A 22043-nucleotide genomic window follows, 5' to 3' on the forward strand; every position below is an offset into this window, starting at 1 on the left:
GGGCGGGCCCGCTGGTCAGGGGTAGGGCTGGCGGTCAGGGCATGGCGACGGCGGCGCGGGAACGGTCGGCGGCGATCCGCACCGCCAGCCCCGCCAGCACCGTGCCCATCACGAGTCGCTGCACCCGCAGCCACAGCGGCCGGCGGGCGAAGAACCCGGCGAGCGCGCCGGCGCTGAGCACGATCAGCGCGTTCACCGTCAGCGCCACCGCGATCTGGGTCAGCCCCAGCAGCAGGCTCTGCGCCGCCACGTGGCCACGGGCCGGGTCGATGAACTGCGGCAGCAGCGACACGTAGAGGATCGCGATCTTGGGGTTCAGCAGGTTGGTGACCAGGCCCATGGTGAACAGCCGCCGGGCCGGGTCCGGCGGCAGCGGCGCCGGGGCGAACGGTGACTGCCCGCCCGGTCGCAGCGCCTGCCAGGCAAGCCACAGCAGGTACGCCGCGCCGGCCAGCTTGACCGCCGTGTACAGGGCGGGCACCAGCACGAACACCGTGGCGATGCCGGCGACCGCAGCGGCCAGGTAGATGCCGAACCCGGCGGCGACGCCCAGCAGCGACACCAGCCCCGCCCGCCGGCCCTGCGTCACCGACCGGGACACCAGGTAGACCATGTTCGGCCCGGGGGTCAACACCATCCCCAGCGCCACCAGCGCGATGCCCACCAGTGCACCCGTACCGACCATGGTTCCCCCCGTTGCCGATGCTCGCGCCGACCCTACGCCGTACGCCGCCGCGCCGCCGACCCGTGCCGGCGTGCCGCGCGCCCCCACGGTCGACACGACGTTGGGCACACTGGGCCGATGCTGCACGCCCCCGCCACTGCGACCCTGCCGGAGCTCCTGCTGCGTCCCTGGCGCGACGCCGACGCCGACGCCCTGATCGCCGCGTACCGCGACCCGGTGCTGCTGCGCTGGACCCGGGCGCCGGTGACCACGACCGCCGAGGCGCGCCGGTTCCTGGCCGCGGCACACCGGGACTGGGACGACGGCCACCGGTTCTGCTTCGCCGTGCTGGAGCAGCACCCGGTCGGCGAGACCCTGGTGGCGCAGGTGGTCCTCAAGAACGTCACCGAAGGCGGCGGGGACGCCGAGGTCGGCTACTGGACCGCCGCGCCCGCGCGGGGCAGGGGCGTCGCCCCGCACGCCCTGAGCGCGGTCACCGACTGGGCGTTCGCCCGGTTCGCCGGCCTGCGGCGGTTGGACCTGCTGCACCAGATCGACAACCCCGCGTCCTGCCGCGTCGCGGAGAAGGCCGGCTACGTCTTCCAGGAGGTGCTGCCGGCCCGCCCGCCGTTCCCCCGCGACGGTCACCGGCACGCCCACTGGGCCCGGTCGGACCGGGAATGCCCGGCCGGGTCGGGGCGCTGACGTCTTCCGTCGGCCCCGACGCGGTGGCCGCGTTACCGTGGGGTCCGGGGGAGGTGTCGGCAGGTGGACAGCTGGGAAGCGACGGTCGAGGCGCGCATCCGCGCGGCGCAGGAGCAGGGGGAGTTCGACGACCTGCCGGGCATGGGCAAGCCGATCCCCGGTCGCGGCCAGCCGTACGACGAGTCGTGGTGGATCAAGAGCTTCCTGGAGCGGGAGAAGCTCCCCACCGACCTGCTGCTGCCGACGCCGCTGCAACTGCGCCGCCGCATCGAACAGGTGCCCGACGAGGTGCGTGACCTGCCGACCGAGGAGTCCGTGCGCGCGTTCGTCGCCGACCTCAACGCCCAGATCCTCTCGTGGCTGCGTACGCCCACCGGGCCCCGGGTCGCGGTGCGCCCGGTCAACGCCGACGAGGTGGTCCGCCGCTGGCGGGACGAGCGGCAGACCACCGCCGCCGCGATCCCGGTCCCGGCCCCGGCGGCCGCGCCGCGCCGGCGGGGCTGGCGACCGCCCTGGCGCCGCCGGGTGGCGTAGCCCTCGGTCAGTCCACCGCCGCCCGCCACGACCAGGACGTGCGCCGGGGGCGGCCGGGCAGTTCACCACGGCCGGTCAGCCACCGCAGCACCTGCGGCGCGGGCCCGGCGGGCGCGTCCGGAAAGAGGCGCCGCACCACGGCGGCACTCAGTGGCTGCGGCGGCTGCCAGGACACCCCGAGGCCGCGGGCGATGTCGTCGGTGTGCAGCAGCGTCTCCGCCACCCCCATCGCCGCGAAGCCCGCCGGGTCGCAGGGCCCGTAGTGCCAGGCCCGCGTCTCCGGCGGGGCAGCGTCGACGGCCGCCCGCAGCAGGCCGCCGCAGGCGACGACGACCCGTAGCACCTCGGCCGCGCCGGCGGCGGGGGAGACGGCCAGGTCGAACGGCAGGTAGCCGTCGTCGGGTCGCCCGCTCACCTGGCCGGCGTACGCCAGCAGGTCGTGCGCGACGTGCGCGGCGGTGGTCCAGCAGCTCCAGTCCAGCCCGCCCGCCGGCACGCCCCAGTCCCGCCCGGTGTGCGGGCCGAGGACGGCGGTCATCTCGGTCACGGCGCGGTCCACGTCGACGCCGGTCAGCTCGGGCATCTGCCGACCGTGCCACCGCGCCACCGCTGCCGCAACCAGATGACGCTTGCCAGCCGTCGTCACCCGCACTACGGTCGGATCCGTGACTGCCGGGTCGGCCATGGGCCACGAGCGGACAGGGCACCCGGCCGTCAGGTGAGCCGGGGGCGGGCCCGTGGCCCGCCGTTCCCGCGATTGCCGGTGTCGACGCCACGTCCACCGCAGCGCGCTTCCACCGTCCACGCCAGTCGTCCGGCGTATCCGCATCCTCGCCGCCACCGGTCGCCGGGCGGGCGATCCATCGTGGCCGCACATCCCTGCCCGAGCAGAGAGCAGAGCATTGCCCAACGACTTCAACCAGCAGATCATCGACGAGTTCCGCGCCAACCACGGCCGGGTCGGGGGTCCCTTCGAGGGGGGCCGGCTGATCCTGCTCACCACCACCGGGGCCCGTTCCGGCACCCCGCACACCACCCCGGTCGGCTACCTGCCCGACGGCGAACGCATCCTCGTCATCGCCTCGGCCGGGGGCGGCCCGAGACACCCGGACTGGTATCACAACCTCCTCGCCGACCCGCTCGCCACCGTCGAGGACGGGGTCTTCACCTACCAGGCCCACGCGGTCGTGCTGGCCGGCGCCGAACGCGACGAGATCTTCGCCCGGGCCGTGGAGGCCGACCCCGGTTGGGCCGCGTACCAGGCGAAGACCGCGCGGATCATTCCCGTGGTGGCGTTGCACCAGGTGGCGGGCGGGCCGCCGGAGGCGGCGTCCTGGGGTGCGGCGCTCAAACTCGTCCACGACGCGTTCCGCCGGGAGCTGGCGCTGATCCGCGACGAGGTCGCCCGCTCAGGCCCGGGCCTGGGCGCGCAGCTGCGGGTGAACTGCCTGACCTTCTGCCACGGCCTGCACCACCACCACCGCAACGAGGACGACGGCATGTTCGCCGGCCTGGAGGGGCAACGGCCGGACCTCGCCCCGGCGCTGGCCCGGCTACGCGAGGAGCACCAGCGCATCGCGGCCCTCGTCGAACGCCTCCAGCAGGTGGTCGGCGACCCCGACGCCGACCCCGACGAGGCCCGCCGGGAGGTCGAGCGTCTCAGCACCGAGCTGGAGGCCCATCTGACGTACGAGGAGGAGCAGCTCATTCCCGTCCTCGACGGCACCGGCTGACGGCAGGCGACTCCGTCCCGCGAGCGGCCCCGGTCGCGGGGCGGAGTCCGCTCCGATCGTCGTGGGTTGCCGTGCGCGACCCGGTTGTGTCCGGATTTGAGGGTTCACCGCCTACGGGCGGTCGAAAACCGGCGTAAGCCTCAAGAAGCATTTCAATGAAAAAATTGAGGCATGGACGTGGGGGACATGAAGCGGTACATCTGCGAGACCTTCGACGGGGTGAACGCCCTGGAGGCGAACGGGGACACCTTCTACATCTACGACCCCGGGCGGGACCTGCCCGCCGAGCGACAGATGCCGTTCGCGACGATCGTGACCGGTGACCACTACGACGACGCCTCCGACCTGGGCCGACCGGGTGCGTGGCGGCTCAACGTCGGGCTGACCCGCTCGGCGTACGGGGCGCTGTTTCCGCAGGGGCACGGGCCGGACGTCGACCACTCGGTGCCGGACACCGTGCTGCCGCATCCGGTCTACGCCCCGCAGCACTGGGTGTGTGTCGTGAACCCCGGCGAGGCGAGCGTGGACACGGTGCGGCAACTGCTGGCCGAGGCGTACGACTTCGCGGCCCGCAAGCACGCCAACCACCGGTCCCGGCGGGGCTCGTCCTGAGTTTCGTGGCGGCCGGCGCGTCCCACGCACCGGCCGTCACACCCCGGGGTTAGTTTCGGCAGGTCTGCCGTCGGGCAGGCTCGCCGAGACGAGGGGACACCGCGCGATGTCGCGTAACACGCAGACCGTCGAGACCTACCTGGACGGCTTCCGGAAGAACGACCACGCGCAGATCCTGTCCTGCCTCACCGACGACATCGAGTGGACGGTCTACGGCGCCTTCCACCTGAAGGGCAAGGAGGCGTACGACGCCGCGATCGAGGGGCCGGGCTTCGTGCCGCCGCCCCGGTTGGAGGTCGTACGCATGGTGGAGCAGGGCGACACCGTGATGGCGGAGCTGGTCGGCTCGGTGCGGCGCGACACCGGCGAGGAGATGCGCATGTCGATGGCGGAGGTGTTCGTCATGCGCGACGGCAAGATCGCCGAGCGCCGCGCGTGGGTCATCGAGCTGAAGGAGAACGACCACCGCTGACGGGCGAGAGGTCAGCCGGGCTTGATCTGGCCGAGCTGCACCAGCAGCTGCACCCCCCGGTACACCTCGACCATGTCCTGGCCGGTGAACGTCACCGTACGCGCGCCGGGAGCGCGGGCGAAACCGGGCACCAGCGTCGCCTGGTCCACGGTCGTCGGGCTGTACAGGTCGACCTCGACGTCGACGGGCCCGGCGAAGGTCAGCGGCGGCACCTCGGCACGCCGTGCCACCGCCGTGGCGGCTGCCCGCCGAAGGCGCTCCTGGGCCTCACCGGGGTGCAGCGTCACCGCCGCCGCCTGGCCCAGCGCGCACTTCACCTCGACGGTCACCGCGTCGGGGACCAGGTCGCGCAGCTCGGCGCACGCGACGTCGTCACCGCTGAGTAGCACCACGGGCACGCCGAAGTGCCCCGCGACGGCGGTGTTGAGGCCGATCTCGCCCGCCGGCCGCCCGTTGAGGCGTACGTCGAGCACCGCGTCGCTCATGGTGTGGGCCAGCACCGCCGGTCCCGCACCGGCGCGCGCGTGGTACCCCACGAGCAGCAGCGCGTCGGCGCCCATCTCGAGGCCGGCGACCATGCTCAGGGGGCGGGGCCTGCCGCGGACGAGTCGCGCCCGGCGGTCGAGTTCCTCGGGCAGGAGGTTGCGGAAGGGTCCGTGCGCGTCCGCCACCAGCACGTCCGCGTCAGGCTCCGCGTCGAGCACACCAAGGATGGCCGCGTTCACCTCGGCCGTCATCAGCCTGCGGGCACGCTCGTAGTCGTAGCCGCCCGGATTCGTCTCGGTCGGGTGGACGATCCCCGAGATTCCCTCCATGTCGGCCGAGATCAGCACCGTGGGTTCCGTCGTCATCACCTCACCGTACCGACGCCGATCGGGCCGCAGGGGGCACCGCGAGCGCGCTGCGGTCAGCTCTGCTGGTAGTTCACCGCCGCGACGCCGCAGGGCGCGTGCAGGTGCAGGTAGTAGGCGCCCTCGCCGAAGTCCACGTCGGCTCCGCCGACCAGGCCGAGATAGTCCATCGGCTGGCGGCAGGCGGGGCAGTCGATGTGCTCGGCGTCCTGGATCCAGTCGGGATGGCCGCCCAGGGTGGAGCCGCCCTCGTGCCACGCGCTGGCCTCGAACGGCGTGGCCCGGCGGGGACCGACGGCGGGAAGCACGGCCGGCGGGTCCGCCGGCTCGGTGGTGGCCGGCGCCCAATCCGGGCGGCTGTTGCCCGTCCACCAGACGGCGTCGCCGTCGGTCGTGACCTGGCAGTACAGCGTGGTGTAGCAGGCGCAGAGGTGGCAGGTCACGATTCTCAGCCGGCCGGCCCAGCCGGTGTGGGCCAGGACCTCGCCCACCTCGGGGGCGTCGGTGTCGAGGTCGGCGATGGTCCACAGCGGGGAGGCGCACCACGGACAGGTGGGGTCGCCGGCGGGCCGTGGCACCTCGTTCATGACCAATCGGTACGCCGAGGGTGCGCACAGCTCCCGGCGGCTGCCGTCGGGAGCGACCGTCCAACCGGCCTGGTGGGCGTAGGCCAGCGCCCCGACGTGCAGTTTGTCGAAACCGGCCGGCGGCTGCTCCTGCCATCGCCGCAGGGCCTGCTCGGCGCGTGGGTCGCCGGAGCGCGCGAGGATGAGCAGCAGATGGTTGAGCCGGAGGGGGGACTGGCCAGCGTCGACGTCGTCGACGATCCGGCGGACCACGTCTCCGGTCGCGCCGCGATACAAGGTCGGCGGCCACAGTACGCCCGCGTCGAGCAGCAGGCTCAGGTGTCCGGCGAGGCGTGCCGGCTCGGCGGCGGCGATCTCGATCAGTTCCTCGAGCGCGGCGTCGTCGCCGGCTCCGGCCGCCCGGACCAGTTCCTCGATCATCGCAGCATGGTAGCCAGGGGGTACGTCGACCAGGCGTGGCGGCGTGCTTCAGGGGCGGCGTCCCACACCGCGTGGTGCCTGTTCAGGCGTTGATCGTCGGCTTGGCGGTCGCGTTGCCGCGGATGAAGAACATCGCGACGACGGCGAACAGCATGAACCCGATCGTGGCGAGACCCGTGAGCGCCGACCAGCCGTCCGTTCCGCCGGCGTTGACGGCCTGGTCGATGCCACCGCTGGACAGGATCGTCGTCGGGTCGGTGATGCCGTGCAGGATGATGGCGGCCCAGATCGTGCCGGTCACGCGCATGACCAGGTACATGCAGATGCCGAAGCAGAAGGTGTAGACGATCGTGCTCGCGACGGTCGAGAGCCGCATGCCGGAGAGCAGGTTGACCGAGTGCATGAGGGCGAACAGCAGAGACGACACGATCGCGACGAACCGTTCGCCGTGTCCGGCGTCGCGCAACATCTTGACGGCGAGTCCGCGGGTGGCCAGCTCTTCCGCGACGCCGACGCACAGACCGAGAAGAGCGATCAGCGCGATCTGCTGACCGCTCCAGTTGCTCCAGTTGGTGGCCCCGACATGGCCGACGACCGCGAGGAGCGCCAGCACCGGCCCGATCCACATCCAGCCACGGCCGCGGATCGGTTGAGGTCCGAAGATGGCCCGGAGCCAGCCCACCCGCCAGGCGAAGACGATGAGGGCGGCCGCGCCGATCGCGATGGGCAGCACCAGGGCGAGGAAGATGCTGGCCGGGTCGGCGAGCACGTTGTCCTTGTCGATGTCGTCACCGGCCACCACGCCGACCAGCTGTCCGACGGCAAGGAAGAAGACGAGGTAGGCCCCGACCAGCAGGAACGCCTTCCACGTCGCTGGTCGGTTCCAGAAGGTGGCGGTCACGATCGGAGTCTGTCAGAGCGTTGTTGCTGCGGGGAATGACTCATGACACTGGTCAGCGGGGTTTGACCGCGGTCCGGGCGCTCGGTTCCAGTTGCGCTGCGTGAGCCGACCCGTCTGAACGCCCTGCCTCAACTCAGCTGGAACGGGACGGGCACCCCTCCTCGTGGATTACCGGATTACCGGTAACGATAAACCAGTAAAGAGTCGTCGCGAAGGGGGCAAATCGGAAGCACATCATAATGACTGTTCTTGGGTAACAACAATATGGAGTATTGTTGTTACGTGTCCAAGGTGTGTAATCGGTGCGAGAAGACCCGACCGCTCGAGAGCTTCATGAAGGCCGGCCGAGAGTTGGTCGCGTGCGCCTCGTGCCGCGAGTACGCCCGCGCCAACAACCACAAGAACCGCAGAGCCAATCCGGACAAGATCCGAGCCGACAACCTCTGGTCCTTCTACCGGATCAGGCCGCAGGAGTACGACGCGCGGCGTGTGGCTCAGGACTACCGGTGCGCCATCTGCGGTCGCCATGAGAGCGAACTGAAGGTCGGGTCCAGAGGCCGGCCACGGCTTGACGGGACACCGAACTCCGAGCCGTTTCGCCTCGTCGTGGACCACTGCCACAACTCCCGGCAAGTACGCGGTCTACTCTGCGGTGAGTGCAATATCGGCCTCGGCGCGTTCCAGGACTCGCCCGAGGCGCTGATGGCGGCGGCCCGCTACCTCCTGGCACGGGAGGACGCACCGCTCGTGCCGCAATCGAGGCCTGCGACAGAAGCGTGATCTGGCGCGAGGGTGATCGAGGTTGATCTGACGATGCTCTGGCCGTGGGTCGGGGATGGGCGTCGTCGTTTCGGAAGGGGAGCTAAGTGGTCGCGCAACGGCTGCGGGTCGCCGCGTACGGCGTGTGTCTGCGGGACGGACATCTGCTGCTTGCCCGGTACGTGTCGCCCGACGGGTCCCAGCGACACTGGACGCTGCCGGGTGGGAGGGTCGAGCACGGCGAGGATCCGTTCGACGCGGTCGTCCGCGAGGCGGCCGAGGAGACGGGCTACGAGGTCCAGGTCGAGCGGTTGCTCGGTGTGGACTCGCGGGCGAGGTACGTCGAGTGGGGCGGCCCCGACGGCGCGGAGCTGCACAGCGTGGGCGTCTTCTATGACGTACGCGTCACCGGCGGCGAGCTTCGTGACGAGACGGGCGGTTCGACCGACCTGGCGCGGTGGATCCCGATGCCGCGGGTGGGTGCCCTGGAGCGGTCCGTCGTCATCGACGTCGGGCTCGAGTTGCACCGCCGGGCGCCGCTGACCGGGCACGTGGAGCCGATCGAGGTCACCGGACCGCTGCGGCACTGACCGCGGCCGTGCCGAGGAATCCGCCGGACTGCCGCGACCACAGGTCCGCGTAGAGCCCGCCGCGTTCCAGCAGCTGCGCGTGGGTGCCCTGCTCGGCGATCCGGCCGGCGTCGAGGACCACGATCCGGTCCATGCGGGCGATGGTGGAGAGTCGGTGGGCGATCGCGATCACCGTACGGCCGGTCATCACCTCGCTGAGCGTGCCGTGGATGGCGGCCTCCGCCTCGGAGTCGAGCGCGGACGTGGCCTCGTCCAGGACCAGGATCGGCGCGTCCCGGTAGAACGCGCGGGCCAGCGCGATCCGCTGCCGCTGGCCACCGGAGAGGCGCACGCCCCGTTCGCCGACATGCGCGTCCAGGCCGGTCCGACCGTCCGGGTCCCTCAGCGTGGCGACGAACCGGTCGGCGGACGCCCGGCGTACCGCTGCTTCGACCCGTGCGTCCTCGGCGTCGGGGCCGGCGATGTTCTCCCGGACCGAGCGGTGCAGCAGGGTGGCCTCCTGGGCGACCATGGCGATCTGGCCGCGCAGGCTCTCCTGCGTCACGTCCGTGATGTCGGTGCCGTCGATCATGATCGTGCCGGACTCCGCGTCGTGGAACCGCAGCAGCAGTCCGACCAGCGTGGACTTGCCCGCACCCGACCTGCCGACGATGCCGACGCGCTCACCGGCGGCGACGTCGAGGCTGAGCCGGTCGAGCCCGCCCCCGCCACGGCCGTAGTGGTGGCTGACCTGCGTAAAGGTGATGGCTCCACCCCGTACCCGCAGCTGGGTCGCCTGGGGTTTGTCCGCGACCGCGAGCGGTTGCGCGACGGTCCGCAGGGCCCGCCGGAGCGCGCCGACCGACCTGAACAGCGACGACACCGCGTCCAGGAGCCACTCCGCCATCGCGGTGATCCGGAAACTGAGCGCCAGCGCGGCCGCGACGAGACCCAGGGGCGCGGCATCGGTACGCCAGAGCGCGATCCCGTATCCGACCAGTCCGACGAGCAGCGCGCTGCTCAGCGCCATCATGGTGCCGTTGATCGTCACCTCGACCCGCTGCAGGTCCAGGTGTGCGCGCCTGGACAGCGCGAACACCCGGCGGTCGTGTGCGGTGCGGCTGTCCTGGCCGCCGAGCAGCGCGAGCGTGTCGACGTTGCCGTACGAGTCGACGAGCAGGCCGGTCAGCGCGGACTCCGCGTCCTGCAGGCGCTCCGACGCGCGCCGGTAGCGCGGCACGATCCACCGCATGAGCAGCGCGTACGCCAGTATCCAGGCCCCCAGTGGGAGCAGCAGGCGCACGTCGATCGTGGACATCAGCCACACCGAGCCGGCGATGTAGGCGATCACGAACACCAGCGTGTGGACGACCGAGTACGCGGCGGTGCTGGCGGCATCGCCGCCGTCGCGTACCAGGGTGGCAATGCGTCCGGCGAGATCGGCGCGGAACCAGCCGACGGACTGCCGGGACACGTGCCGGTGTGCCCGCCAGCGGGCGAGCGGGCGGGCGTTGGCGCGGAACGCGATGTCGTCCAGCGCCTCGCCGATGACGTGGATCAGCGGCCTGACCAGCAGCACGAACACGGCGACGGTGAGCAACCCGGTGCCGTGGTCGGCCCAGAGCCGGTCCGGGCTCGCGGCGGCGAGCGTGTCGACGAGGCGTCCGGCGTACCCGATGAGCCACACCTCGATCGCGGCGGCCAGCACGGTGGTGGCGACGGCCGCCGTCACGACCGGTCGTAGCGGTCGGAACTCCTCCAGGAGGAACCGCCGGGCGCCGGCGGCCGGGGTGCGGTCGTCGCCGGTCGGGAAGGGATCAACAGGGTTTTCGAACAGACCGAACACGAAGTGCCTTTCCGGCGGTGGAGACGGACAGGGAACCGGGGAAACCGCCGGACGTCCTCATGATCGATCTCCGCTTCGTGTCGGTGGGTGTCCTCGCGAGGCTAGGCGACATCGCGGCGCGCCACCTTCCTTTTTCGCGCCCGGGGCCCGGGCAGTGATCTGGCCCACGCATGTCACAACGGTCGGTCACGCGGTGTCTTGAGACCGAAGGCCCAGGAAACGGAGGAGACACCATGAACGGGAACACCGATGTGATCGTGATCGGCGGCGGGTACGCGGGCGTCATGGCGGCCAACCGCCTGACCCGGCGCGACGACGTGACAGTGACCCTGATCAACCCGCGGCCGACCTTCGTCGAGCGGATCCGCCTGCACCAGTTGGTGGGTGGGACCGACGACGCGGTCGTCGACTACCGGGACGTCCTGGCCGGGCGCGTGCGGCTGGTCGTCGACAGCGTGACCCGGATCGACGCTGCGGAGCGCCGCGTGACGCTGGCGACGGGCGGCACGGTCGGCTACGACTACCTGGTCTACGCGGTGGGCAGCGGCAGCGCCGCCCCGGACGTGCCCGGGGCGGCCGAGTTCGCCTACCCGGTGGCGAGCCTGGAGGAGGCCCAGCGGTTGCGGCCCGTCCTCGCCGCCGCTCCCGCCGGGGCCCCGGTGACGGTGGTCGGCGGGGGCCCGACCGGCATCGAGACCGCCGCCGAGCTGGCGGAGGCGGGGCGCGCCGTGACCCTGGTCTGCGGTGAGGTGCTCGGTCCGTACCTGCATCCGCGGGTCCGGCGCTCGGTGGCCGCGAGGCTCGCCCGGCTCGGAGTGACCGTGCTCGACGGACCCGACGCGACGGTGACGGCCGTCGCCGGCGATGCCGTGCGGCTCGGTGGCGGTCGCCGGCTGCCGAGCGCGGTGACCATCTGGACCGCCGGATTCGGCGTGCCGGACCTGGCCGGCCGCAGCGGGCTGAGCACCGACGCGTCGGGCCGGCTGCTCACGGACGAGACGTTGACGAGCGTGGACGACGTGCGCATCGTCGCGGCCGGGGACTCGGCGGCGCCGTCGGACCTGCCGTTCCGGATGAGTTGCCAGGCCGCGATGCAGCTCGGCCCGCAGGCCGCCGAGACGGTGCTCAGCCGGCTCGCGGGTGAGCAGCCCGCGCCGGTCCACGTGGGGTTCGCCGGCCAGTGCGTCAGCCTGGGGCGTCGCGCCGGCCTGTTCCAGTTCTCCCGCCGGAACGACACCGCGGTGCGACTGCACCTCGGCGGGCGCCCGGCCGCGAAGCTCAAGGAACTCGTCTGCAGGAGCATCATCTGGCAGTTGGCGTACGAGGCACGCAGACCCGGTTCGCTCGCCCTGCGGATCAAGGACGACACGCGCCAGCAGTTGCTGCGGGCCAGGCGCGTCGAGGCGACGGCCACCACCGCACGGGCGGCCCGGCCGTCATGAGAGCCCTCGACCACCGGGGGCCGACCGCGAAGGAGCGCAGGGGGGACATGAGCGACCACGGCACCGACGCGGCGACGGAGACCTTCGTCGCCCACCGCAACCTGCTCTTCACCGTCGCGTACGAGATGCTCGGATCGGCGGCCGACGCCGAGGACGTCCTGCAGGAGACCTGGCTGCGGTGGGTCAGGGTCGACATGGACCGGGTACGCGACCGGCGCGCCTACCTGGTCCGGATCACGACCCGGCAGTCGCTCAACCGGCTGCGCGCGATGAAGCGCCGCAGGGAGGCGTACGTCGGCCCGTGGCTGCCCGAGCCGCTGCTCACCGCGCCGGACGTGGCTCTGGACGTCGAACTCGCCGAGAGCGTGTCGATGGCGTTGATGCTCGTCCTGGAGACGCTGTCGCCGACCGAGCGCGCCGTGTTCGTGCTGCGGGAGGCGTTCGAGGTCGGCTACGACGAGATCGCCGCCGCCGTCGGCAGGAGCCCCGCCGCCGTCCGGCAGATCGCGCACCGCGCCCGCGAGCACGTCGACGCCCGCCGCCCCCGTCGGGTGGTCTCGCCGAGCGAGGCCCGGGCGGCGCTGGAGTCGTTCCGACACGCGATCGAGACCAGGGACCTGCGGGGCCTGCTCGACGTGCTCGCCCCCGAGGTCGTCCTGGTCAGCGACGGCGGCGGTGTCATGCAGGCCGCGTTGCGGCCGGTCACGGGCGCGGAGAAGGTGGCCCGGATGTTCTTCGGTGGTCTGAGCAGGCTCGACGGCGTGCTCACCGGCGGGCCGACCGTGGTCAACGGCAACCCGGCACTGCTCGTACGCCTCGACGGCGAGATCGACGGCGTGCTGGCGCTGCGTGTCGAGGACGCACGGATCACCGGCCTCTACTATGTCCGCAACCCGCAGAAGCTGACTCGCATCGGGTCGGAGACCCCGCTCACCCTGCGATGAACGGTCGATTACGGTTCCTCACGGCAGAGCCATCCCCCGACCGTGAGGAACCGTGGTGACCGACACCAGCACGACGACCGTCCCCGTCCGCGTCTTCGGCGGCCCGACCGCCCTCATCGAGTACGGCGGCCTCAGGTTCCTGACCGACCCGACCTTCGACGCCCCCGGCGACTACCCGCTGGGTCCCGGCATGGTCCTGACCAAGACGGCCCCCGCCGCCGCCGGCGCGGCCGACCTCGGCCCCGTCGACGCGGTGCTGCTCTCCCACGACCAGCACCCCGACAACCTCGACCACGCCGGTCGAGCCCTGCTGGCCGACGTCGCCCTGACCGTGACGACTCCCAGCGGCGCGGGTCGTCTCGGCGGCACCGCCCGGGGCCTGGCGCCGTGGGAGTCCGTCGAGCTGGAGCGCCCCGGCGGGGGCACCGTGACCGTGACGGGCGTGCCCGCCCGGCACGGCCCGGAGGGCTGCGAGCCGCTCACCGGCGAGGTCGTCGGGTTCGTCCTGACCGCCGCCGACCTGCCCACGGTCTACGTCAGCGGCGACAACGCCTCGCTCGACCTGGTCCGGCAGATCGCCGAACGCTTCGGGCCGGTCGACACCGCCGTGCTGTTCGCCGGGGCCGTGCGTACCCCCATGTTCGACGGCGCGCTGCTCACCCTCGACAGCGCCCAGGCCGCCGAGGCCGCCCGCATCCTGGGCGCGCGGCGGGTCGTGCCGGTGCACGTGGACAGCTGGGCCCACTTCACCGAGGGGCGTGACGACGTGGTCGCCGCGTTCACCCGGGCCGACCTGGCCGACCGTCTCCAGCTCGGCTGAGCTGAGCGGCCGCCGGGGAGCCGTCGGCGGTCGGGGCAGGTCAGGTCCGCGCACCGCCGAGTCCGAGCAGGACGGCGAGGCCCAGGGCGCTGCGCGGGGCGTACGGCACCCGCCACAGTCCGCCGTGCGCGGCGCCGTACGCCTCGTCCTGCCACGGGTGCGGCAGCGCCGGAGCGCCCGTACGCAGGTGGTGCACCAGGAGCGCGGCCATCAGTGTGTTGCTGGTGGCCGGGTCGAACACCTCGATGCCGAAGCGGTGCGCACCGGCGTACGCGGCGGCCAGCGCCCGGTTGCGCAGCACCGAGCGGGTGCGGGTGGGCGGGGCGACGGTGAACGACACGGTCGCCCCGCCGTCGCGGGCCACCGTGGCCCGCCACCGTTGCAGGCGTTTCGCCAGCGCGTAGTTGGGCCCCTGCTGGGGGACGAGGCTGTCGTTGACGCCCGGGTCGACGCCCGGCGGGTAGTTGCGGTGCAGAAGCCTGCCGCCGGAGGCGACCCGCAACGACCGGCGGACGACGCCGCGCGCCGCGTAGCCGCGTTCGGCGTGGTGCACCGCGTCGCCGGGGACGGCGAAGACGTCGGTGGGGGTGGCCAGGAACGCGAGCGCCACGTCGTCGCGGCGGTCCTGCAACCGGAGGGTGAGCGCGTCGACCGCCGTGGCGACCCGGACGTTGGTCGCGCCGTCGGCGTAGACGTAGTTGCCCAGCACGAGCCGGCCGTCGACGCCGAGCAGCCAGTCGGCCACCTGCGGAAGGTTGTGCAGCAGGTCGGCGCCGGCCCGGGCGGCCAACGCGCCGTCGTCGGGGTCGGTGCCGGCCGGGACGGGCAGGTGCAGCCGGCCGCCGCCACGGCGCGTCGTGTCCAGCAGGCGCCGCCAGATCTCCGGGCGCGGCAGGTCGACCGCGACGACGTCGCCGCCCCAACGCAGCACGGACGGCAGTGGGCCCATCTCCGCGCCCGCGCCGAGCACCACGATGCGCTGGTCGCGCAGGTCGAGCCAGTCCGGGTTGGCCATGACGGCGCGTACCGCCTCGGCGCAGGAGGGCTCGACGACGCCGGCGGTCACCCACGCGTCGAGCCGGCGGCGCAGCTCGTCGCCGCGCAGCCGCCGGCCCCGGTACGGCAGGGAGAACTCGCGGTCGACCTCGCCGGTGCCGGCGACCGTCGCCGTGTGCAGCGGCGCGACCTCGGTGGGCGCGTCGAACACCTCGCCGAGGCCGGTCTCGGTGCCGTCGGCGCGCACCACGGCCATCCGGCGGTGCAGCGAGGCGAGCCCGTCCCGGGCGATCGTCACCGCGGCCTCGCGGGAGAGCAGTCCGGCCTCGACGAGCCGCCGGAAGTGCCCGAGGTAACCGTGGCGCCAGTTCGTCTCGTGTTCCGCCGAGCGCGCGCCGACCGGATCGACGGCGCGCAGGGCGTCGGCGACGACCGCCCGCCCGAGCGTGGACGTACTGCGTCCCGCGTCGGTCTTCGGGAACACCACCCCGGTCGGACCCTCCACGCGCAACCGCCCTTCCTCGCTCGCCGGCCAACGGTGTCACTCTGCCGCACCGGGGGCCGCCGCGCAGCGCCGGACCTGCGGAGCGGGCGCTCAGACCGGGGTCGGCAGGCGCAGCCGGCCGTCGATCATCTCGGCGACCGCGTCGACGCGGTGCAGGTGCTCCCGGTCGTGGGTGACCAGAACGGTGGCGGTACCGCGCTGGCGGGTGAGGTCGGTGACCAGCTCGACGATCGCCGCGCCGCGCTCGTGGTCCAGCGCGCTGGTGGGTTCGTCGACCAGCAGCACCGCGGGATCGTTCATGAGGGCGCGGGCGATGTTGACCCGCTGGCGCTGCCCGCCGGAGAGCTGGTGCGGGCGACGGGCGGCCTGGCCGGTGAGCCCCACCGCCGCCAGCAGTTCGGCGGCGCGGGCGCGGCCGGCGCGGCGGGAACCGCCAGCGAGGTGGGCGATCACCTGCAACTGTTCGGCGGCGGTCAGCGAGGCGATGAGGTTGGGTTGCTGGAAGACGATTCCGATCTTCTCCCGCCGCAGCGCGGCCGTGCCCGCGCGGCCGAGCCCCGAGGTGTCGGTGCCGGCGACGAGCACCGTTCCCGAGTCGGGGGTGATCAGGGTGGCGGCCACCGCCAGCAGGCTCGACTTGCCGGAGCCGGAGGGGCCGATGACGGCGGTGGTGCTGCCCGCCGGCACGCACAGGCTGACCCGGTCGAGCGCGGTCAGCCGGGCGTCGCCGTCGGGGTAGCTCAGCGTGACGTCGGCGAGTGCGAGGCTCATCGGGCGCTCCCCAGGGCGATCAGCGGGTCGACGGAGGTGATGCGGCGGATGGACAGGGCGCCGCCGGCCGCACCGAGCGCGATCGTCACGGCGGCCGGGAACAGCACCGATTCGGCGGTGAGCGCGAACGGCACCGTGCCGGCCGCCGCGGCGCCGAGCGCGACCGCGAGCGCGGTGCCGGCGGCGGTGCCGGCGAGCAGCAGCACCAGGGCCTGCCCGAGAGCGTCGCGCAGCAGGTGGCCGGTGGTGGCGCCGAGCGCCTTCAGCACGGCGACGTCGGGGGCGCGCTGGATGGTCCACACGGTGAAGAACGCGCCGACGACCAGGGCGGAGATCCCGAACAGCATCCCGCGCATCAGTTGCAGCGACCCGTTCTCGGCGGTGTAGGAGCCGATCGCGGACAGCGCCTGCGTGCGGGTGACCGTACGGGTGCGCAGGTGTCGGTCGGCGGCGGCCAGGTCGGCGTCGCGGGTGGTGCGCAGCGCGACGACCGTCGCGGCGTCACCGTTGGCGCCGGGGGCCAGGGCCTGCCAGTCGTGCAGGTCGGTCCAGATCACCGGGGTGTGGCTGTGGGAGGCGTCGCCAGCCACCGCGTCGACGGTGAGGCGGTGTGTGCCGACGGACACGGTCTGTCCGGGCCGGGCGTGCAGCGCGTCGGCCGCGCCCCGCGACAGCACGGCCCGTCCGGTCGCGAGGGTGGCGGGTGCCAGGCCCGAGCCGGGCGGGACGCCGAACACGGACAGCGCGGCGCTGCGCTCGCCCGCGTCGACGCGGGCGGTGGCGATTCCCAGCGGCGCGGCGGCGCTCACCCCCGGGATGTCCTGCCAGCGCAGCCACTGCTCGCGGCTGACGGTGGATTCGGTGAACGAGAGCTTCTGCCCGTCGGCCGGGGCGGAGAACACCAGGTGGTCGGCGGGCAGGTCGCTGATCGCCGAGGTGCTGCCGCGTCCCAGGCCGGCGGTCAGCCCGGACAGCAGGACCACCAGCAGCGTCATCAGCGTCACGACCGTTCCCATCAGGGCGAAGCGGCCCTTGGCGAACCGTAGATCTCTCCACGCGACGAACACGATCGCATCAGCCTTCCGGTAGGTGCCCGAAGCCGCGGCGGCGGCCCGGCACCAACCGTCGTCCGGATGGCGGCCGGTGCCATCGCGCCGCCGATCGGTTTCGGGGCGTCGCACTACGTACGTCGGGATCAACCTTTTGGTTGATGGCGGCGGCCGTCGGCGTCCTAGCCTGGAGGCATCGTGAACGCGGAATCGCTCGCTCGTCCGCTGCGGGTGCTGCGCGTCTGCCTGCACCTGCTGGTCGGGCTCCTCCTCGCGGTGGCGGCCATTCGTGCCGTCACCGGGCCGGGCCCGCGGCGTGCCGCCGTGCTCGCCGCGGCCGTGGCGCTGGCCGTCGTCTACGCCGTCGGGGCGGCGCTGCCGCTGGTGCGCCGGCATCGACCTGCCGCGCTGGCCTGGCTGGCGGTGCTGACCGGCGGGTGGCTGGTGCTGCTCGCCCTGACCCCGGACGGGGTGTGGTTCGCGTTTCCGCTGTTCCTGCTGCATCTGCACCTGCTGCCCGTGCGCTGGGGGATCGTGGCGGTGGCGGCGACGACCGTGGCGGCGGTCGCCGGTGTCGCCGGCCACCAGGGGGCGCTCACGCCGGGCGCGGTGATCGGTCCCGCCATCGGCGCCGCGGTGTCGGTGGGCACGGTCCTCGGCTACCAGGCTCTGTACCGGGAGAGCGAGCGCCGCCGGCGGTTGATCGAGCAGCTGACCGCGACCCGCGCCGAACTGGCCGCCGCCGAGCACGCCGCCGGGGTCCTCGCCGAGCGGGAACGCCTGGCCCGCGAGATCCACGACACCCTCGCCCAGGGGTTGTCGAGCATCCAACTGCTGCTGCGTGCCGCCCAGCGTGGGTTCCCCGACCGGCTCGACGTGGCGGCGGGCCACGTCGAGCAGGCCCGCCGCACCGCGCAGGACAACCTCGTCGAGGCGCGCCGGTTCGTACGCGCCCTGACACCGCCGGGCCTCGACGGCGCTTCGCTGCCGGCGGCGCTGCGGCGGCTGTGTGACGCGACCGCCGCCGCGTCCGGGCTGACCGTACGCCTGTGGGTCGACGGGACGGCGGTGCGTCTGCCGACCCGCCAGGAGGTGGCGCTGCTGCGGATCGCGCAGTCCGCGTTGGCCAACACCGTGCGCCATGCCGGGGCGAAGCACGCCGACGTGACGCTGCGGTACGGCGCGCGCGACGTCGGCCTCGACGTGGTCGACGACGGGTGTGGCTTCGACGTGAGCGCGGCCGGCGACCGGCCGGACGACGACGGCGGGTTCGGGCTGGCCGCCATGCGGGCCCGGGCCGAGGAGCTGGGCGGCAACCTGATCGTGGAGTCGGCGCCCGGGCGCGGCGCCCGGCTGGCCGTCGGCTTCGCGCGCCCGGGCACCGAGGAGGCGGGCGCGTGAGCGGTCCGATCCGCCTGTTGCTGGCCGACGACCATCCGGTCGTACGGGCCGGGCTGCGCGCCGTCCTGGCCACCGAGCCGGACTTCGAGGTGGTCGCCGAGGCCGCGACCGCGCAGCGGGCCGTCGCCCTCGCCGAGGGGGAGCGGGTCGACGTGGTGCTCATGGATCTGCGCTTCGGCGCGGGGATGGACGGCGCCGAGGCGACCGCCGCCATCACCGCCCGCCCCGGCGGCCCCGCCGTGCTGGTGCTGACCACCTACGACACCGATGCCGACATCCTCGCCGCCGTGGAGGCCGGTGCGATCGGTTACCTGCTCAAGGACGCCCCGCCCGAGGAACTCGCGGCGGCCGTGCGCGCCGCCGCCGCCGGCCGTTCCGCCCTCGCCCCGGCCGTCGCCCGTCGCCTCATGGGTCGGGTGCGTGCCCCGGGCACCGCGTTGAGTCGCCGCGAGACAGAGGTCCTGCAGCTCGTCGCCGACGGCCTGTCCAACCAGCAGATCAGCCGGCGGCTGCACCTGAGCCAGGCCACGGTCAAGACGCACCTGGTGCACGTCTACGGCAAGCTCGACGTCGACTCGCGTACCGCCGCCGTCGCCGTCGCCCGGGCCCGCGGGCTGATCCGTCGGTGACCGGGCCACCCGGGCGGAATTGACGTGCGGTGCGCGTACGCCGGCTGGCAGGGTGGCCGGCATGACAGCGCAGGCTCTGGCGGGGGCACTCGCCGACGACGTACGGCGGCAGGTCTTCGCGGCGATCGTGCTGGGCGGCGCCGACGCCCCGGCGGTGGCCGACCGGACGGGCCTGTCGGCGCGGCAGGTGCTCACCGCGATCCGCCGGCTCGTCGATGCGGGCCTGGTGGCCGGCGGCGACGGTGGCCTGCGGGTCGACGCCGGGAGGCTGCGGGAGGCGGCCCGTACGCCGGCGGCGCCCCGGCCGGCCGGCGACTCCACGGACCGCGTGCTGCGCACCTTCGTGCGCGACGACAGGCTGACCGGCCTGCCGGCGCAGCGCGGCCGGCGGCGGGTGGTGCTGGCGCACGTGGCGAGGTCCTTCGAGCCGGGGGTGCGCTATCCGGAGCGGGCTGTCGACGAGGTGTTGCGGCGCTGGTGCGAGGACGGCGGCTCCGACCACGTGGCGCTGCGCCGCTACCTGGTCGACGAGCAGTTGCTGGCCCGGGAGCAGGGCGTCTACTGGCGCGTCGGCGACTGAGCGCCGGCGTCGAGCCCGCCCTCGTCGCGGCCGGCGATATCCCGTTGACCCGAGGGCGAGGATCGACGGGTGAGCGCGACAGACTGGACGACGGTGCCGACCCGTCCCGACCGGCCCGAGGCGACGACCCTGCTCGAGGAGTACTTCGAGGAGATGGTGCGCCGCTACCACGCTCGCCCGGTCCGGCCGGGTGAGGTCGCGGCGGCGATGGCCGACGACCCGAGCGATGACCTGGCCGCGCCCACCGGGGTCCTCCTGCTCGCGTACCGCGACGCTCGTCCGGCCGGCTGCGCGGGGCTGCGGTACCGGCCGGGCTGGGCGGAGCTGACCCGGGTGTACGTGCGCCCCGCTCATCGCGGCCACGGCGGCGGGGCGGCCCTGCTCGCCGCCGTGGCGCAGCGGGCCCGGGCTGCGGGGGCCGACCGGATCCGGCTGGACACCCGCGGCGACCTGGTGGAGGCCCGCGCCCTGTACGCCCGGCACGGCTACCGGGAGATCCCGGCGTACAACGACGGCGCCTACGCCGAGCACTGGTTCGAGAAGGTCCTGAGTTGACGTCGCGGCCGGAACGCGCTAAATAAAGAGCAGGAAGTTGAGTCTCATCGGCTCAACTCAAGGACCTTCGGCCAGGAGAACCGAGGAGGCAGGCCATGTTGATGCGCACCGACCCGTTCCGTGAGATCGACCGGATCACCGAGCAGTTCTTCGGCACCGCCGCGCGCCCCGCGGTCATGCCCCTGGACGCCTACCGCGACGGCGACTGGTTCTACGCGGCGTTCGACCTGCCGGGCGTCGACCCGGACAGCATCGACTGCACCGTCGAGCGCAACGTGCTGACCGTGCGCGCCGAGCGCCGCCGGCCCGCCGGCGAGCACGTCGAGCTCGTCGCCGCCGAACGCCCGATGGGCACCTTCACCCGACGGCTCTTCCTCGGCGACACCCTCGACACCGACAAGCTCGAGGCCGGCTACGACAACGGCGTGCTGACCCTGCGGATCCCCGTCGCGGAGCGGGCCAAGCCCCGCCGGGTCACCGTCACTGCCACCGCCAACGGCCGCAAGGAGATCAACGCCTGATCCCGGCGGGCGAGGGGCGGGACGGCCGGTGCGGCCGCCCGCCCCTCGCTCTTTCTCGCCACCGGCCCGTCCCGCCCCCGGGCGGCCCAACACGATCGCGTAGGGCGCGCCTCCTCCCGTTCCCGACCCGAAGCTGAGAACCTTTTTCACATGTTCTCCCCGAACGCTCCGGCGCGGCCAAGCCGGCCCACCCCGCTGGCCCTGCCCGGGGGGCCCGTCGACTTCACCGAGGCGTGGCTGCGCAACCGGCGGCTGTCCGAGCACACCCGCGACGCGTACCGGCGGGACGTCGCCGGTTGGCTCGCGTGGTGCGCGGCCCGCGAACTGGACCCGTTGCAGGCCAACTTCCTGCACGTCAACGAGTACGGCCGGGCGCTGGAGGCCACCCTCGGCGCACGCACCGGCAAGCCGCTGACCCCCGCCACCGTCGCCCGCCGGCTCTCCGCCCTGTCCAGCTGGTACGACTTCCTGGTCAAGCTGCGCGCGGTCGAGGCCAACCCGGTCGCCGGCGCCGACCGCCCTCGCATCGACCGGGACCACTCCGCGACCGTCGGGCTCACCCCCGAGGAGGTCGACGCGCTGCTCGCCGCCGCCGAGGCCGACACCGGGCCGACCGCCGCCCGCAACCGGGCCGCGATCGCGTTGCTGGCCGACCTCGGACTTCGCGTGGGGGAGCTGGTCTCACTCGACCTGGCCGACCTCGGCGCCGAGCGGGGCCACCGCAGCGTGCGGTTCGTCGGCAAGGGTGGCAGGTCCCGCCGCCGCGCCCTGACCCCCGGCACCGCGTACGCGGTCGACGCGTACCTGGCCCAGCGGGCCGCCGCCCAGGGCGTGGCGGTGCACGAGCTGACCGGCCCGCTGCTAGTCACCGCCAGCGGGGCCAGGCTGGACCGGCACGCGATGTTCCGGCTGGTGCGCCGGCTGGCCCGCACGGCCGGCATCCCGGCCTGGGCGAGGCTGTCGCCGCACTCGTTGCGGCACGCGTTCGCCACCACCGCCCGCGCCGAGGGCGTGCCCCTGGAGGACGTGCAGGACGCGATGGGCCACGCCGATCCGCGCACCACCCGCCGCTACGACCGGGACCGGCACAACCTCGACCGCGATCCCGCGTACGCCATCTGGGCGGCCCGGGCCCGCCGCCGCGGCTGACGTGCGGTGGCCGGTGGATGCCGCGCGT

25 protein-coding genes are annotated in these 22043 nt (G+C 73.5%); 16 read left to right on the forward strand and 9 right to left on the reverse strand.

Annotation, left to right across the window (positions count from 1 at the left end):
- Window positions 1-34: 34 nt before the first annotated feature.
- Entirely contained in the window at window positions 35-685 is a 651-nt protein-coding gene (locus tag ABZ573_RS13010; RefSeq protein ID WP_151453162.1) for a LysE family translocator, read from the reverse strand.
- 117 nt (window positions 686-802) lie between these two features.
- On the opposite strand from ABZ573_RS13010, the gene ABZ573_RS13015 reads away from it, so the two are divergent.
- Together ABZ573_RS13015 and ABZ573_RS13020 are read left to right on the forward strand one after the other, a co-directional pair.
- Window positions 803-1369, forward strand: a complete 567-nt coding sequence (locus ABZ573_RS13015) for a GNAT family N-acetyltransferase (protein WP_327028314.1) — start codon at window positions 803-805, stop codon at window positions 1367-1369.
- A 63-nt stretch (window positions 1370-1432) separates the two neighbouring features.
- Window positions 1433-1903, forward strand: coding sequence for a DUF1992 domain-containing protein (locus ABZ573_RS13020; protein WP_327028315.1), 471 nt, complete (start codon window positions 1433-1435; stop codon window positions 1901-1903).
- Between the two features lie 7 nt (window positions 1904-1910).
- Here the strand turns inward: ABZ573_RS13020 and ABZ573_RS13025 are convergent, their stop codons facing one another.
- A complete protein-coding gene (locus ABZ573_RS13025; RefSeq protein ID WP_358118096.1) occupies window positions 1911-2486 on the reverse strand; it encodes a maleylpyruvate isomerase N-terminal domain-containing protein in 576 nt (191 codons plus the stop codon).
- Window positions 2487-2805: 319 nt separating this feature from the next.
- Between ABZ573_RS13025 and ABZ573_RS13030 the strand changes: the two genes are divergently transcribed.
- The 3 genes from ABZ573_RS13030 (at window position 2806) to ABZ573_RS13040 (ending at window position 4720) form a co-directional block, all read left to right on the forward strand.
- Window positions 2806-3636 (forward strand): nitroreductase/quinone reductase family protein, encoded by an 831-nt coding sequence (locus ABZ573_RS13030; protein WP_358118098.1) that lies wholly within the window; start codon window positions 2806-2808, stop codon window positions 3634-3636.
- Between the two features lie 171 nt (window positions 3637-3807).
- Window positions 3808-4248, forward strand: coding sequence for a DUF6194 family protein (locus ABZ573_RS13035; RefSeq protein ID WP_151453167.1), 441 nt, complete (start codon window positions 3808-3810; stop codon window positions 4246-4248).
- 106 nt (window positions 4249-4354) lie between these two features.
- The gene (locus ABZ573_RS13040; RefSeq protein WP_151453168.1) at window positions 4355-4720 is read left to right on the forward strand and encodes a nuclear transport factor 2 family protein; all 366 of its coding nucleotides are present in this window, start codon (window positions 4355-4357) and stop codon (window positions 4718-4720) included.
- 11 nt (window positions 4721-4731) lie between these two features.
- Here the strand turns inward: ABZ573_RS13040 and ABZ573_RS13045 are convergent, their stop codons facing one another.
- The 3 genes from ABZ573_RS13045 to ABZ573_RS13055 form a co-directional block, all read right to left on the reverse strand.
- The gene (locus tag ABZ573_RS13045; RefSeq protein ID WP_358118101.1) at window positions 4732-5571 is read right to left on the reverse strand and encodes a M55 family metallopeptidase; all 840 of its coding nucleotides are present in this window, start codon (window positions 5569-5571) and stop codon (window positions 4732-4734) included.
- 56 nt (window positions 5572-5627) lie between these two features.
- Entirely contained in the window at window positions 5628-6578 is a 951-nt protein-coding gene (locus ABZ573_RS13050; protein ID WP_358118103.1) for a hypothetical protein, read from the reverse strand.
- An 82-nt stretch (window positions 6579-6660) separates the two neighbouring features.
- Window positions 6661-7479: a CPBP family intramembrane glutamic endopeptidase gene (locus tag ABZ573_RS13055; RefSeq protein ID WP_358118105.1), complete on the reverse strand. Its 819-nt coding sequence runs from the start codon at window positions 7477-7479 to the stop codon at window positions 6661-6663.
- 282 nt (window positions 7480-7761) lie between these two features.
- On the opposite strand from ABZ573_RS13055, the gene ABZ573_RS13060 reads away from it, so the two are divergent.
- Both ABZ573_RS13060 and ABZ573_RS13065 read left to right on the forward strand, forming a co-directional pair.
- A complete protein-coding gene (locus tag ABZ573_RS13060) occupies window positions 7762-8259 on the forward strand; it encodes an endonuclease domain-containing protein (protein WP_358118107.1) in 498 nt (165 codons plus the stop codon).
- A gap of 86 nt (window positions 8260-8345) precedes the next feature.
- A complete protein-coding gene (locus ABZ573_RS13065) occupies window positions 8346-8828 on the forward strand; it encodes an NUDIX domain-containing protein (protein WP_358118109.1) in 483 nt (160 codons plus the stop codon).
- Here ABZ573_RS13065 and ABZ573_RS13070 read toward each other — a convergent pair.
- The gene (locus ABZ573_RS13070) at window positions 8806-10653 is read right to left on the reverse strand and encodes an ABC transporter ATP-binding protein (protein ID WP_358118111.1); all 1848 of its coding nucleotides are present in this window, start codon (window positions 10651-10653) and stop codon (window positions 8806-8808) included. The genes ABZ573_RS13065 and ABZ573_RS13070 overlap by 23 nt on opposite strands.
- Window positions 10654-10886: 233 nt before the next feature.
- On the opposite strand from ABZ573_RS13070, the gene ABZ573_RS13075 reads away from it, so the two are divergent.
- Genes ABZ573_RS13075 through ABZ573_RS13085 form a run of 3 tightly spaced genes read left to right on the forward strand, consistent with a single transcriptional unit; the run spans window position 10887 to window position 13859 of the window.
- Window positions 10887-12095 (forward strand): FAD-dependent oxidoreductase, encoded by a 1209-nt coding sequence (locus tag ABZ573_RS13075; protein ID WP_358118113.1) that lies wholly within the window; start codon window positions 10887-10889, stop codon window positions 12093-12095.
- A 47-nt stretch (window positions 12096-12142) separates the two neighbouring features.
- Window positions 12143-13039, forward strand: a complete 897-nt coding sequence (locus ABZ573_RS13080; protein WP_358118115.1) for an RNA polymerase sigma-70 factor — start codon at window positions 12143-12145, stop codon at window positions 13037-13039.
- 55 nt (window positions 13040-13094) lie between these two features.
- The gene (locus ABZ573_RS13085) at window positions 13095-13859 is read left to right on the forward strand and encodes an MBL fold metallo-hydrolase (RefSeq protein ID WP_327028327.1); all 765 of its coding nucleotides are present in this window, start codon (window positions 13095-13097) and stop codon (window positions 13857-13859) included.
- Window positions 13860-13899: 40 nt separating this feature from the next.
- Here ABZ573_RS13085 and ABZ573_RS13090 read toward each other — a convergent pair whose 3' ends face one another.
- The 3 genes from ABZ573_RS13090 to ABZ573_RS13100 all read right to left on the reverse strand — a co-directional run bounded on the left by ABZ573_RS13090 (window position 13900) and on the right by ABZ573_RS13100 (window position 17126).
- The gene (locus ABZ573_RS13090; RefSeq protein ID WP_151453183.1) at window positions 13900-15360 is read right to left on the reverse strand and encodes a hypothetical protein; all 1461 of its coding nucleotides are present in this window, start codon (window positions 15358-15360) and stop codon (window positions 13900-13902) included.
- Window positions 15361-15450: 90 nt separating this feature from the next.
- Window positions 15451-16131, reverse strand: a complete 681-nt coding sequence (locus ABZ573_RS13095; protein WP_358118118.1) for an ABC transporter ATP-binding protein — start codon at window positions 16129-16131, stop codon at window positions 15451-15453.
- Window positions 16128-17126, reverse strand: coding sequence for an ABC transporter permease (locus tag ABZ573_RS13100; protein WP_358118373.1), 999 nt, complete (start codon window positions 17124-17126; stop codon window positions 16128-16130). The genes ABZ573_RS13095 and ABZ573_RS13100 overlap by 4 nt, the downstream gene beginning before the upstream one ends.
- Window positions 17127-17378: 252 nt before the next feature.
- Between ABZ573_RS13100 and ABZ573_RS13105 the strand changes: the two genes are divergently transcribed.
- The 6 genes from ABZ573_RS13105 (at window position 17379) to ABZ573_RS13130 (ending at window position 22015) form a co-directional block, all read left to right on the forward strand.
- Window positions 17379-18581: a sensor histidine kinase gene (locus ABZ573_RS13105; RefSeq protein WP_358118120.1), complete on the forward strand. Its 1203-nt coding sequence runs from the start codon at window positions 17379-17381 to the stop codon at window positions 18579-18581.
- Complete coding sequence (locus ABZ573_RS13110) at window positions 18578-19210, forward strand: response regulator transcription factor (protein ID WP_151453187.1); 633 nt, start codon at window positions 18578-18580, stop codon at window positions 19208-19210. Before ABZ573_RS13105 ends, ABZ573_RS13110 begins: the two co-directional genes overlap by 4 nt.
- 61 nt (window positions 19211-19271) lie before the next feature.
- A complete protein-coding gene (locus ABZ573_RS13115; RefSeq protein WP_151453188.1) occupies window positions 19272-19790 on the forward strand; it encodes a DUF2087 domain-containing protein in 519 nt (172 codons plus the stop codon).
- Window positions 19791-19859: 69 nt separating this feature from the next.
- Window positions 19860-20345: a GNAT family N-acetyltransferase gene (locus tag ABZ573_RS13120; RefSeq protein WP_225851998.1), complete on the forward strand. Its 486-nt coding sequence runs from the start codon at window positions 19860-19862 to the stop codon at window positions 20343-20345.
- Window positions 20346-20440: 95 nt separating this feature from the next.
- On the forward strand, window positions 20441-20866 hold the full coding sequence (locus tag ABZ573_RS13125) for an Hsp20/alpha crystallin family protein (protein ID WP_151453189.1): 426 nt from the start codon (window positions 20441-20443) through the stop codon (window positions 20864-20866).
- Between the two features lie 150 nt (window positions 20867-21016).
- Complete coding sequence (locus tag ABZ573_RS13130) at window positions 21017-22015, forward strand: tyrosine-type recombinase/integrase (RefSeq protein ID WP_151453190.1); 999 nt, start codon at window positions 21017-21019, stop codon at window positions 22013-22015.
- Window positions 22016-22043 lie beyond the last annotated feature (28 nt).

It is taken from the genome of Micromonospora sp. NPDC007220 (genome assembly GCF_040634035.1).
Classification (GTDB): Bacteria; Actinomycetota; Actinomycetes; order Mycobacteriales; family Micromonosporaceae; genus Micromonospora; species Micromonospora reichwaldensis.